The organism is Pseudomonas sp. 5.2, from assembly GCF_059025405.1.
On record NZ_JBYBHH010000005.1, the window covers coordinates 89,214 to 102,427 of the forward strand.

The 13,214-nt window shown below is 61.2% G+C and carries 12 protein-coding genes; 1 reads left to right on the forward strand and 11 read right to left on the reverse strand.

Annotated features, from left to right (window positions below; genetic code table 11):
* The first annotated feature begins 56 nt into the window (after window positions 1-56).
* Entirely contained in the window at window positions 57-992 is a 936-nt protein-coding gene (locus tag AC5PZ0_RS09675; RefSeq protein WP_085273369.1) for a LysR substrate-binding domain-containing protein, read from the forward strand.
* A 32-nt stretch (window positions 993-1,024) separates the two neighbouring features.
* Here AC5PZ0_RS09675 and AC5PZ0_RS09680 read toward each other — a convergent pair whose 3' ends face one another.
* From AC5PZ0_RS09680 to AC5PZ0_RS09730, 11 genes are all read right to left on the reverse strand, one after another.
* Complete coding sequence (locus AC5PZ0_RS09680) at window positions 1,025-2,440, reverse strand: undecaprenyl-phosphate glucose phosphotransferase (RefSeq protein WP_085273370.1); 1,416 nt, start codon at window positions 2,438-2,440, stop codon at window positions 1,025-1,027.
* 211 nt (window positions 2,441-2,651) lie between these two features.
* Complete coding sequence (locus tag AC5PZ0_RS09685; RefSeq protein ID WP_027596777.1) at window positions 2,652-3,416, reverse strand: WecB/TagA/CpsF family glycosyltransferase; 765 nt, start codon at window positions 3,414-3,416, stop codon at window positions 2,652-2,654.
* Window positions 3,416-4,603, reverse strand: coding sequence for a glycosyltransferase family 2 protein (locus tag AC5PZ0_RS09690; RefSeq protein ID WP_493854806.1), 1,188 nt, complete (start codon window positions 4,601-4,603; stop codon window positions 3,416-3,418). The genes AC5PZ0_RS09685 and AC5PZ0_RS09690 overlap by 1 nt, the downstream gene beginning before the upstream one ends.
* Window positions 4,600-5,802 carry a glycosyltransferase gene (locus AC5PZ0_RS09695; RefSeq protein WP_454243662.1) on the reverse strand — a complete coding sequence of 401 codons (1,203 nt, stop codon included), beginning with the start codon at window positions 5,800-5,802 and terminating at the stop codon, window positions 4,600-4,602. The genes AC5PZ0_RS09690 and AC5PZ0_RS09695 overlap by 4 nt, the downstream gene beginning before the upstream one ends.
* 49 nt (window positions 5,803-5,851) lie before the next feature.
* Window positions 5,852-6,853, reverse strand: a complete 1,002-nt coding sequence (locus tag AC5PZ0_RS09700) for a VirK/YbjX family protein (RefSeq protein ID WP_085273372.1) — start codon at window positions 6,851-6,853, stop codon at window positions 5,852-5,854.
* A gap of 7 nt (window positions 6,854-6,860) precedes the next feature.
* Entirely contained in the window at window positions 6,861-7,838 is a 978-nt protein-coding gene (locus AC5PZ0_RS09705) for a glycosyltransferase family 2 protein (RefSeq protein WP_493854807.1), read from the reverse strand.
* Window positions 7,839-7,843: 5 nt separating this feature from the next.
* The gene (locus tag AC5PZ0_RS09710) at window positions 7,844-8,374 is read right to left on the reverse strand and encodes a serine O-acetyltransferase (protein WP_027596772.1); all 531 of its coding nucleotides are present in this window, start codon (window positions 8,372-8,374) and stop codon (window positions 7,844-7,846) included.
* A gap of 8 nt (window positions 8,375-8,382) precedes the next feature.
* Window positions 8,383-9,339: a glycosyltransferase family 2 protein gene (locus tag AC5PZ0_RS09715; protein WP_238211723.1), complete on the reverse strand. Its 957-nt coding sequence runs from the start codon at window positions 9,337-9,339 to the stop codon at window positions 8,383-8,385.
* Window positions 9,332-9,949 (reverse strand): acyltransferase, encoded by a 618-nt coding sequence (locus AC5PZ0_RS09720; protein WP_238211725.1) that lies wholly within the window; start codon window positions 9,947-9,949, stop codon window positions 9,332-9,334. The genes AC5PZ0_RS09715 and AC5PZ0_RS09720 overlap by 8 nt, the downstream gene beginning before the upstream one ends.
* A gap of 106 nt (window positions 9,950-10,055) precedes the next feature.
* Window positions 10,056-11,522 (reverse strand): FAD-dependent oxidoreductase, encoded by a 1,467-nt coding sequence (locus AC5PZ0_RS09725; protein ID WP_099429447.1) that lies wholly within the window; start codon window positions 11,520-11,522, stop codon window positions 10,056-10,058.
* Window positions 11,523-11,797: 275 nt separating this feature from the next.
* On the reverse strand, window positions 11,798-13,174 hold the full coding sequence (locus AC5PZ0_RS09730) for an oligosaccharide flippase family protein (protein ID WP_238211729.1): 1,377 nt from the start codon (window positions 13,172-13,174) through the stop codon (window positions 11,798-11,800).
* Window positions 13,175-13,214: the final 40 nt, after the last annotated feature.

Consider the following 13,214-nt stretch of genomic DNA (forward strand, 5'->3'; position numbering starts at 1 on the left):
CTCCCGCGTGGATGACCAACGAAACTTCCTAAGCAAGCCTTTAGTGGTACTAAACGATGCGACGACAACTCAATGGCCAAATGTTCGTCTGGTTGCATGTGTTCTCCTGTGCGGCCCGGCATTTGTCATTTACCCGCTGCGCCGAAGAACTGCACATCACCCCTGGCGCCGTCAGCCAGCAAATGCGCCAGCTGGAAGAACGGCTGGGCTATCGCGTATTCCTGCGCCGCGCCCGTGGGGTTGAGCTGAGCGCTGAAGGTCAACGCCTGGCGCAAACGGTTTCAGAGGCCTATGGCAGCATCGAGGCCGAGCTGCTGCGCCTGGACGCCGGCGAGATCCGCGGCACCCTGCGCCTGCGCTCGATCCCCTCCTTCCTGGCCAAATGGTTGACGCCGCGCCTGCCGCGCTTTCAACAGCGGTATCCGGACATCGAGTTGCGGCTGGTGGCCGAAGACAGTGCGCAAGCCTTGCACCCGGGCGACTTCGACCTGGCCATCGACCTGAACGACGGCAGTTACCCTGGCATGTTGTCGACGCCATTGCTGGACGAGCAGATCTTTCCCGTCTGTTCCCCCGCCCTGCTGCGCGGTCGCCCGCCGCTGCACGGGCCGGCTGACCTGGCGCATTACCCGCTGCTGCACGACATCACCGCCTGGCGGGGGGCCTCGGAATACGCTGAATGGGAGTTCTACCTGGAAGGCATTGGCGCAGGTGGCCTGGACGTGCGCAGGGGCCACACCTTCAACCGCAACCACCTGACCATCGAAGCGGCGATTGCCGGGGTTGGCGTAGCAATCGCGCGGCGGACCTTGCTCAACGATGAACTGGAACGGGGGGCGCTGATCGTGCCGTTCGGCGTGGCGATCGCCAACCACAAGCGCTACGTGGTGCATTACCCACCGGGCGGGCTGACCCAGCCCGGTGCCCGCGCGGTGCATGACTGGCTGGTGGAAGAGGCCCGTGGGTTCAGGGAATTGCACCCGTTGGGTTGAGTGCCTGCCACGGGGCCGCTGGTCGGCCCCGGCTAATAGGCCTGCTTGCCGGTAAAAGCATTCAGCGTGCGCACCAAAATGACGAAATCGAGCCACAAGGACCAGTTGTTGATGTACTCGATGTCCGAGTCGACCCGTTGGATCATCTGCTCGATGTCCTTGGTTTCACCCCGGAACCCCCTGACCTGTGCCAGGCCTGTCATGCCGGGCTTGATGTTGTGTCGCGCGAAGTAGTCGACAATATCCTGCGAATACAGCGTGTCGTGCTGAAGTGCATGCGGGCGCGGCCCCACTAACGACATTTCGCCGGTCAATACATTGAACAACTGCGGCAGTTCATCCAGGCTGGTCTTGCGAATAAAAGCCCCAACGCGGGTCAGCCGCGGGTCGTTCTTCTGGGCCTGTTTGACCACACCGTTTTCCGGTTGGTGAACATGCATGCTGCGGAACTTCCAGATGCGGAACGATTCACCGGTCCAGCCCATGCGTTCTTGCCTGAAGAATACCGGGCCGCGACTGTCTAGCTTGATCGCAATGGCCACTGCCAACAGCACCGGCGATGCACACAACAATATCAGTGCGGCGAGTACTCGGTCTTCGAGGTTTTTAAGAAACAGGCTCATACCGGTCAACGGCGTTTCTGACAACGTCAATACCGGGATACCGGCAATTTCGCGGACGCTGTGGTTGATCAAACGCAGCGAGAAGATATCCGGCACCCAGTTCACTGCAATGCACTTGTCGAGCAACTTCAAATACACTTCGTTAATGACCGCCGAGCCGCCTAATGGCGTCACCAAGTACACCGTGCGAATGGCATGTTTGGCAACGATCTCGTCAAGGTCAGCGACGTGGCCCAGCACAGGCAGGCGTTGCTTTGCATCAGGCGCGCCCTGCTCAGCCACATCGTCTATCAACACACACCCCAGCACACGCTCACCGAACCACGGGTTGTTGCTGATCTTCTGGTGCAGGAAGTTGGCCAGGTCGCCGGCGCCAATAATCAGTGCGTTGTCCAGCCGGGCGTGCGCGGTAAACCGTTTTTGCAGTTCACGCACTGCAAAATGCAAAAACAACTGCACGACATAACCAATGACAAACAACTGCACCACCAACAACCGCGAATACGTTTCGCTCTGTTTGGTCAAAAACGCCATGACCACCAGAAAACAAAACGTTGCTGACCAGGCCTTGAATAACCTGAACGCCTTGATGGACAAGCCAACGTTGGTCCGATAGATCGCATAATGATCATAAATAACGGCCAGCGCCCCAATCAACAAGAGCAGCATGATCACATAATCCGAAGTAATGTGACCAAACTGATCGTAGATCAAGTACCAGGCGACGCCGGTGACTGCAATCCCATCAAGGCCGGCCTGAATGGCGTTACTTACGCTGCTTCTTCGTTGAAGTAAGGAACGACTGCTTCTGGGTTCGAGAACCATTTCAGACCTCATTAATTAGCGCGTAGCAAATGCCCGGCAGCTTATTCAGTCAATCAATACCAGCCTTTAAAATATGATCCTGTACACTGAATGGTCTTCGCCGCCCCCCTGGGCGCTTGCTATTACTGTAGCAGTCGCCCGCCCACGCAGCGGGCAGAATCACCCCTGCCCTGGCTTTTGGCCGTTTCAGACGATTCAGGTGGCAGAATCATCAGATGCGCCTTGGGGTGTTTCGGGCCTCGAGCGTCATTGCCTTGGTGCACAACAGGGTGCGCAACAGGAACAGCGGGTTGCCCACCACGTAGCGCATGAACAAGCGCCTGGGCTCCCTCAGCAAGCGGTAGACCCACTCCCCGCCCAATCGCCGTAGCCATTGCGGTGCCCGGCTGACCTTGCCGCCGAGAAAATCCAGAATCGCCCCGCCACACACGATCAGGCACGGCCCCCCACTGGCAGCCAGGCGAGCGGCAACGGCTTCTTGCTTGGGCATCCCCATGCCCAGCACGATCAGCTCTGGCTGCGTTGCCCGCGCAAGCTCCAGGTAGGTGGCCATTTCAGCAAACCCGTCGTGAACCGACACCGGCAACACGCCAAACCGCGCCTCACTGCACGCTACGGCCCGGCTCAAGAACGGCTCCTGAGTGCCCCAGAATGCCACCCGCCGCCCCTTGAAGGCCGCCAGCAGCTTGGGGATGAAATCCGTGCCATTCATGTTCAGCCCAGGAGCCAGCCCCAGGCGGCGATACAGGATTGACATGCCGGCACCATCGCGCAGCAGCACATCGGCCGAGGCCAGCGATTGGCAGTAATTGGCATTGCCCGCGACCAGGTTCATGGCGTGGGCGTTGACGAAACCCAGCACCGTGGGCGCCTCAGGTTGGCACAGGGCCTCGAGCAAGCGCTGCTCGTGTGCAGGGTCACTCACGGTCTGAAGTTTGCCGATAATCGCTTTCCAGCTGCTTTGCCATTCGCCCATTAGCTGTCATCCCGTTTCGAGCGCACCCACTCCACCTGTCGCTTGATCAAGAACCCCAGGTACAGGGGTATCTTCCTCGCGGCGTAGAACGGGGCGTAAAGCAAGACCGAAAAGGGGATCAGTTCACGAGAAAACCGGCCCCACGCCAGCAGAACTGCAACACCCAGCATGACCAGGGCACCCGTGGCGACCCATGCAGGTGCAGTGATACCGAACAGCAGCGCGGCCAGCCAGGCAACACATGCAACCCCTACCAGGGCCATGACCAGCAACGCCAATGGCGGCACCAGCAGGTCCAGGGTCATGGCCAGCAAGGGCGCGTTACGCCGAGTGACCGCGCTCACCAGCAGCTTGGGCACCTCGGCCAGGATCACCCCCAGGTGGCCATGCTCCCAGCGGGTGCGCTGGCTGCTCAAGCCTTCCTGGCTAAGCGGAAACTGGCTGGTGACCTGCGCATCCGGGCAAAACAGCGGCGGTTTGCCGATTCGGCAAAAGTCCAGGCCAAGCTTCAAGTCTTCCACCAGGTGTCCATTGGCCAAGTCGACCGCAGCCAGGTCGCGCCAACTGAAGGCCATACCCGCGCCCATCAGCTGGCAGGGCAAGCCCAAGCGTGCCCAACCACGCGGGCGAACGAGGTTTTTGACCCGCCAGGCAAATTCCGCGATTTGCACCTTCAGGCCCGCGCCGGCGGGCGCGCGCATCAGGTACAGCGCCTGTACCGGCCGTGAAGTTTCGAGGCAACGGCGTGCCAGCAGGTCTATGGTGCCCTCGCCCACCTGGCAATCGGCGTCAACGATAATGACCACCTCGGGTGGACGCTGCGCCAGATGCCGTACACCAAAGTCCAGCGCATACCCCTTGCCGCGCAACAGGTCGTTGTCGCGCTCCACCACCTCAGCGCCCGCGCTGCGTGCCAACTGCGCGGTGTCGTCGGTGCAGTTGTCCGCCACCACCAGCAAGCGGTCATGCGCCAGCAATTGCGGGCCGACACTGGCCAGGGTCGACCGAATGATCAAGGCCTCGTTGTGCGCGGGCACCAGCACCGCCACGCGCGGGCGCCTGCCATCCGCCCCAGGTCGTGATCGCACCGGCAGGCACGCCAGCAGTACCTGCGCAAACAGCACCAGCGCGGGCACGAAGATGCAAAACGCCACCAGGCTTAATAACCACGCCACGATGCTGATCATGCGGATGCCTTGAAGTAGCGGGCCAGCTTGGCGGCCTCGGTGTCGATATCGTGGCGTTGCAGCACCCGCTGGTAAGCGGCTTCACCCATGCGCTGCAACACGTCGGCCGGTTGCGACAGGCAGTCGGCCATTGCCGCAGCCAACTCCTCTACCGTGCCGGCGGGGAACAACCAGCCGTTTTCGCCCTGGCGCACCAACTCCGGGATGCCGGCCACGTAGGTGGTCAGCACCGGCCGGCGCAATGCCATGGCCTCCATGATCACCACCGGCAGGCCTTCGGCGAAACTCGGCAGCACCAGCGCACGGGCAGCGAGGATTTCCTCCCGCACCTGGGCGCTGCTGATCCAGCCGGTGATGCGTACCTGCGCCTGCAGACCATACCGAGTGACCAAGGCCTCGATCTGCTCGCGCATTTCGCCATCACCCGCCAATACCAGCTCGAATGCAATGGCTTGGGTGGCCAGCAGGTGGGCCGCCTCGATCAGCAACAGTTGGCCCTTCTGCTCGCACAGGCGCCCGACGCACACCAGGCGTGGCGCCGAGGGTGCGACAACGGCGGCAACCGCGTGGAAGTCGCGCTCCAGGCCGCAATGCACGACCTTCACCTTCTCCCAGTGCTCGTGCGCCACCCAACGGAACAACTGGCTGCGCCCATACGAGCTGACCGCCGCCACAAACGCGGCGCGCCGGACTTTTTCGCCCACGTGCAGAAACTGTGGTTTGTCGAATTCTTCCGGCCCGTGCACGGTAAAGCTGTAGGCAGGCCCGCCAAGGGCATGGGCCAGCATCACCACCTCGGTGGAGTTGGTGCCAAAATGCGCATGAACATGCTTCGCGCCAAAGGCCTGCAACCAGAGCAGTACCTGACAGGCCTCGGCCAGGTACACCAGGTGATAGGGCCAGGCGCGGTCCGCCCGCTGGCCCAGGCGCAGGGCCAACCACAGGGTGGCGAAAAAGCGTCGTGGCTCGGCACGCAGCACCTGCAGCGTGGGCGCCAACAACCCCTTCAGGCCATGCTGCAACACGTAGCGGGTCTTGCCCCGCTCGGCGATGTCCTCGTCATCCTGCAGTTCGGCATCCCAACCCCGCAAGGCAATGCGCTGGATCTCCATGCCCTGGCGCTCCAACGCCAGAATTTCGCGTCGAATGAAGCTATGGCTGACTTTCGGGTACTGATTGATGAAGTAAGCAATGCGCATAGGAATCCAGATCAATGCCTGCGTAATGAGCCTTACCAACTGCAACCCGTTACTTCAGGCTGTCGATCGCCGGCGGCGGGCTCCCTGCCGATGCACGTTCAAGCACATCCCCCTTCATCCCTTGTAGCCCATGGACGGGCTCGCTGCCTGATAAAGCCGCTTCAACGCGCGCGAATACCTCATCCAGCAAGGCATGACGGCGGCGGTACATCGCACGTTTCTTGGGCGCGATGTCGTCTGCGGCGCGTTTGGCAGCGGCCAGCGGCAGGCTGAAGAAGTCGTCGCGCTCCGAAGGCGTTGCGCCGTTTTCCAGCCAGATGGCATCGTAATGGGCGGCCAGGTCGTGCGCCTTGTCAGCGCCAAAGTAAGGATGGCGATGATGCCGGTGCGCATCGCCAACTGCGTAGATGCGCACCACCCCCAGCGTTCTGGCGATGCACTTGAAGGCCTCCAGCAGGAAGCTGCGCGGGCGCAGGCCCTCGAAGTCCTTGGTCAGGTCACGGTAGATGTTCAGCGAAGTTTCGCTGTCGATGCCTTTGTGAATGCCCTGCACGGCGCCGATGAACACGCACAGCTCACCGTGCTGGCGGCACAGGCTGAACGCCAGCGACGCCACGCGCAAATCCCCTTGGAACAGGTTTAGCACCAGCTCCCCTTCGCGCTTGAACCAGATCGGCCGGTCCAGCACCAGGGCGCAGCCCTTCGAATAGGCCGACAGGTCGCACAGGGTCAGGCGCTCGTCGCGACCGAGCAGCAGCAACGTGGGAAACTGCCGGGCAACCACCTCAAAATGCGACGCCACCACACCGAGCCGCTCCTGCGCCTCCCAGCCCTTGCTGATGTAGGGCCACTGCACGACGCCAATGCAATCGACCCCAAGCCTTGCAAATCGGTCATCACCCAGCGCTGTCGACATGCGCTGCATGAAGGCCTTCAGCGCGGGCCACTCGCGGGTGATCTGCCGCGTCAGCTTGACCTTGTTGTTCAAGGCCCGCAGCGAGTAGCCGGGCTGCAGGGTGAGCACACTTTTCACTATCGATCTGGCAATCATAGGAATCTCATTTGTACTCGATCAGCACGGCTTTGCCGGCAGAGAACCTGTTCATCAGGAACTTTACCTGCCCAAGCATTTCAGGGAATTTGCCGAGCACCAGGAACACCGCCTGCAGCCAGCGCTCGCGTGTCGGCTTGCCAGCGCGACGCGCCAGGCGCACCGCTTGCAGCGGGTAGATCAGCAACAGCAGCAGCGCCCACACACCCAGCAGGCCACTGGCAAACACGATCGCCAGGGGGATGCCCAAGCCCCAGAGCCAAGCGCGGCGGGACTCTCGCAACCAATGGCGCTCTGGCGCCCGCCCGTGCAAAAAGGCACCCTCGGCATAGGCATGGCCGGCGCGCAAGCTGCGCCGCCACCACTGGCTGAAACGCGTCATGGCAGCGTCGTGCAAGGTCATCTCAGCGGCCAGGCGCCAGATTTTCCACCCCTTCGCGCGCAAGCGAACGCACAGTTCCGGCTCTTCGCCGGCGATCAGGTCCGGGCGAAAGCCGCTCACTTGCGTGAAGGCATCGACGCGCATCAACGCATCCCCCCCACAGGCCTTGGCCTCACCGATGGGCGTGTCCCATTCCAGGTCACACAGCAGGTTGTACACCGAGCGTTGCGGGAACCGCTCACGGCGCCGCCCGCATACCACCGCTACGTCTGGGCGTGCATCAAGAAAGGCCTGGGCATTGCCCAGCCAGGCCGCATCCACCTCGCAGTCGCCGTCGACAAACTGCACGTAGCGTATCGACGGCAACAGGCGTTGCAGGCGGGTGAAGCCCTCGTTGCGGGCCCGGGCTGCGGTAAACGGCCGGCTCATGTCTAGCGCCAGCACTTCGACCCCTTGGGCCTGTGCCATCTGCACGGAACCGTCGGTGGAGCCTGAGTCCACGTACACCACCCGGTCCGCACCGTGCGCCAACGAGCGCAGGCAGCGCTCCAGGCGCAGGCCCTCGTTGCGTCCAATCACTACAACGCCGATACCTGTCTCCATGGGCCTCACTCGACCGTGCACTGCGCCGCCTCGGTGGGGTTGCGCAGTTTGATGGTCGCAGGCACGCCGACCGCCAACGCGTTGTCTGGCACGTCCACCAGCACCACGGCGTTGGCGCCGATGACCACGTTGTTGCCGATGCGGATGTTGCCCAGCACCTTGGCCCCTGTGCCAATATCGACGTTATTGCCGAACACCGGCGCAATCGGCTCGCTGACATTCTTCAGCCCCACCACCACGCCGTTGCGAATCCGGCAGTCATCGCCAAAGCGGGCATAACCGCTGATTACGATACCGCCGAAATGGTCGATGACGAAGTTGCGGCCGATCACGACCTCGCAGGGCAATTCAACACCCGTGATGATCTGCACGAACTTGAACAGGATCTTGTAGAGGATGGAGAACAGTTTGCGCAACAGTGCTGGGCGCACGCTATAGCGCCAGCGCCCGAAGCGATACACCAGCAATACCCAAAACCCCTGGGCGCCCCAATCACCACCGTGTGCACGCAAGTCGGCGCGGATATTCTCGAACATGACGTCACCTACCGTGTGGGTTGGCTTGCGAACCGTGTCTTGAACAACAGCGACCAGGTAGTTTGGCAGTGCCGCCAGCACGCCCGGATCGCCGCGCGACCTCGCCCCTTCAACAGTGCCTTGAGTGCCAGTACCAGGTCACCCACACACACCAGCAGCATGTGCAGCGCCAGCCCGGCAACGCCGTGGTGCTTGCGGAAGTACAGCAGTTCGCTTTCGATCTGGTAGCTGGAAATCTGCCGGCTGGCCGCTTCCAGTTCGCTGACCGACTTGGAGCTTTCGCCGCCGATATGCACCACCGTGGTATGGGGATAGAAGACGACCTTCCAGCCCGCTTCCTTGACCCGCTTGCAATGGTCAACCTCCTCGTAATAGAGGAAGTAGCGCGGATCGAACAGGCCCACCTGGTCCAACACTTCGCGACGTACCAGGTAGAAACAACCGGGCAGCCAATCGCATTCACGTACCGAGCCATGGTCCCAGGTCATCTCATCGACCATTTTCAACCCTGGGAAGAAACGGCCCAGCCCGGTACGGCCGACAAAAACGTTCAGGGGTGTCGGGAAGTAGCGGCAACTGGGTTGCAGGTCGCCATCGCGGCCCTCCAGGCGCACGCCCAGCACGCCGCACTCGGGGTGGTTGTCCATGTACTCGATGGTCTTGGCCAGTGAATCGGCCGCCACGAAGGCATCGGTATTCAGCAGCAGTGCGTACTTGCCCTTCAAGTGCGCCAGCAGTTGATTGTTGGCGCGCCCGAAACCGACGTTCTTCTTGTTGCTCAGCAACAGCGCCTCGGGGCACACCTTGGCCATGCGTTCCACAGAATCATCGACCGAGGCATTGTCGACGACCAGGTAACTGGCGAGCTTTTCGCTGTCGGCCTGGCGCAGCGCATCGAACATGGGCTGCAGCAAGGACGCAGTATTGAAATTGACCACCATCACATCGACGGGTTTTCTATCCATTGCTACTGTCCCCGAAGAAGTACTGCCGTCGTTGCGCGGCAAGGGCAGGCTCCACGGTCGGGTCAAAGGCACCTTTGCGCTGTTTGACCAGTTCTATCCACGGGTAGCTTTCGCAGCGCTCCTCCACCCTCTTGATCAGTGCTTCGGTGGTGCAGATGAATTTGGCCGGGTTGCCACCCACCACGGTGCCCGGCAGCACATCCTTGGTGACCACCGCACCGGCAGCGACGATCGCATCGGGCCCGATGGTCACGCGGGGCATCACAATCGCGCCATGGCCGATGAAGCAGTTGTCCTTGATGTCGATATAGCCGACCGAGTCGAGGTGTTTCCCGTAGCAGAGCTCGATCAATGCCACCACGCCGTCGTGGCCGATCAGTGTGCAATCCGACAGGCCGACGTTGTTACCGATGCGCACCAGCGCAGGGTCGGTCACGTTGCACCCTGGGTTCATATGAAAGTTGGCCCCTACCGAATGAAACTTACCCCAACGGGTTAGATAGCTCCCCCACTCTCGCCCCGTTGGATTACACAACTTCTTGTACGTCGAGCTTCCCCGCCCGGTCGAGTTGACATAACGCGTCAGTGCACTCCGTATCCATCCATTCATTCTGCGAGCCTCACAATCAAAGCGATTCTGAACTGTCCCTGAGGCGACTTCGGTCTCATTCTTCTTGGTGCTGACCGCCTCGCACTCAACCCGTTTACAACGTGCGTTACACCGCGGCACCCGTAGCCGATTTCAACTTTTCATTGAGGTGGTCCGCCAACCTGACGGCAAACTGCAACAACGGCATGGTCGGGTTGGACGCGCCGCCCTTGGCAAAGATGCTGCTTCCCGCCACATAGAGATTCTGGGTGCCGAACACTTTGCAATTGGCGTCGACCACACCGAACTCAGGTGACGCAGCCATGCGCGTGGTGCCCATGTGATGGGCATGTGGCGCCATCTTCAACGGCACCGATGTGTCGTAGACGAAGTCGTTGAGCTTGACGAAGCCCAAGTCCATGTCGGCAAATTGCTTGGCCAGTTCGGTGCCGATGCACTTGATGGTATGCCTGTCACTTTCGCTCAGTGCCCAATGCACGTTGACCTTGGCCACCCCCAGCTCGTCTTTCTCATTCAGCAATGAAATGCGGCTTTGCCGGTTGGGAAACTGCTCGATCATGGTGCCGATCACACCGTCGCCCGGGCAACTGAACTTGGCGACCAAGGCGATCTTGTCGGCAACGCCCATGTCACAGGCAAGGTTTTCCAGAAAGTGTTTGACCTCGGCCGTGCGGCCATACGTCTGCACGTCCGAGAGCAGTGCAGCGGTGATATTGCCTTTACCGGCCTGGTATTCCTCAACAAAGGCGTCGGTGGTGTAGTACTGACGCATCTGGGTGTCCTGGTCCGACTTCAGGATGAACGTGCCCATGTCGATGTTCAGGTGCTCCATGAAGCAACACCCGGTCAGCCCTTCCTTGTTGACGATACCCGCGGCCAACAGGGATTCACTGTTCAATAACTGCCGGGCATTCTCGATGGCGCCCGTCGCCAGGATGAAGTTTCTGGCCACCACGCGCTGACGATGACGGTCGTAATCGGACACCACCGCAGCCACCACATGGCCCGAGGCTTTGTCGAACTCCAGGTCGACGCAGTTGCAATTGATGAATACGTCCAGCCCGTGGGTTTCGTTCAGTGCAGTCGCGTACTTCTGCGCAAAGCGCGTTGGGGGGCTCAGCAGGAAGCGGTCGGGTTCGAAGTCATCACCCGCAAGCCCGGTGTTCATCGCGTGAAACTCCGAGCCTGGCGGCAAATCGACGATGTCCATGGCCGCAGCCAGGTAGCCCTCGATCTCCGAGTAGGGGATCGGCCAGCCGGGCAAGTCGCCGGGCGGCGCCATGGCGAAGTCTGAGGGGGTGAACGGCCGGCAGCGCCCTGCCCAGTGGTTGGACGTGCCGCCCAGGTAACGCAGGCGTGTTTCTGCGGCGTACAGTTCGAGCCCCGTCGAGGCGCACGTGTACAGCCCTTGCGAGTGCGGCGAATACTCACGCCCACCGCCCTCGGCCAGCAGCACGTTCCAACCCGCAGCTGCCAGCCGCAGGCCCAGGGTAATGCCAGCGGGGCCGGCCCCGATGATGCAAAAATCATAGTCGTCACGCAGCGTTTTCTGCTGCTGATAGTCCTTGATCATGCTGGCTCGTTCCGGAAGTACTGAGAAGGCAACACCCAGCCGTTGATCACCACGAACCCGGTTTTTTCGACGGGTTTGCGTGCAACGTCTGCGGCCACCCCAAACACCGCGCCGCCAACGCCCAGCAGGACACAGCTCTGGAGAAAACCCCTACGACCCAACTGCGGAGTACACAACGTAAGCTTCCCCATGATCCCCAGACCTATCTCGATGAAGTGTTAACAATCAGTCACTCGACCGCCCCCACATTGCACCATCGCCCGCCTCTGGCCTCATCACAGCCACTCGAAGAAACGGGTCGCCAACAGCCCACAGAGTGCCCCCACGGCCACCATCGGCAGTACCACCAACTCGCGTTTGACACTGAAGATATCCAGCTTGCAGTTAACGTAGACGATCAACAGCAGCGTCGGGAAGGTATGCAGGGCCACCCCCCAGATTGCGTAGTCGACACCGCCAATCGCCAGCAGCAGTGGCAACAACCCCCATAACGAGACTAGCCGGATGATGTTGTCCATGGCCTGGTATTTCGTCAGGCCCAGGGCAATCCATATCTGATGTGCCAAGGTATAGCGCAGCGTGAAGAACGACAGCGAAAGAATCGCAAGAATCGTACCCGCCTCGGTATAGCGCGCGTCGTACATCCAGCCGATCAACAGCGGGCTGGCGGTCAGGAACACCCCGCAGGCAAACAGCATCACAAGGTCGACCAGCAACCTGAAACGGTAGTACAGCGCCTTCAGGCGTGCCTTGTCACCTTCCCGAGCGGCTTCGCTGAACGCGGGCAGCGCCACCGAGCCCACCAGTTTCAGCAACCCGGTCTGCACGGACCCGAGGATCAGCACGGCAATCGAGTACACCCCCAACTGCCCCGCTGTCATGCTCGCACCAAACCAGATCCGGTCACCGTACATGGCCAGTACACCGACCATCGACGACAGCAGGATCCAGCGGCCAAACACAATCAGCTCGTTCAGCGCGCTTCGGTCCCACTGCAGGCGGTTGTTCGGCCCTTCCAGCGCCAGGTGCCCCAGCAAGGTCCCCGCCAGGGCGCTGACCAGGCCGGCGATCACCAGCGACCAGATCGACCGGGTGAAATAACCGATCACCAGCATCGCGATCAAACCGACCACTTGCGAGGCCAGGTCCACCAATACCACGCGCTTCTGTTGGAAAGTTCGTACGGCGACATCTATCTTGGTCGATTGGAATCCCCAGATGATGGCCGAAAGGCCAGTCGCCGCCAGCACCATCGGCAGCTCGGGCGCGGCGTAAGTGGAGTCCGCCGGCCAAAGGTTGGCCAGCTGCGCGAACCAGGAGGCGGCGGCCAGCAGCAAGGTCAGGGCAAACAGCACGAAGCCGCGGATGATCTGGACGGTCCAGGCGGTATTGAGAAACTCGGGGTCGTCGCCCCGGTGGCTCTGGATGATGTTCTGGCGCAGGCCAACATCGGACAGCAAGTGCAGGAGTACCGAAACCGTGGTGGCGATGACCATCACACCGAACATTTCCGGCAGCAGCAAACGGGCCATGATCAGGTTGCCGCCCAGGCGCATGACCTGTGACGCCACCAGCGACACCAGGTTCCATGACCCGGCCTTCAGTGCGCGCTTGCGCAGGCTCGCGGAGGCTGACACATCAATCGACGGCATGACTTCAATCTCTGACTGATTGGCTAAAAGTCACTATAGT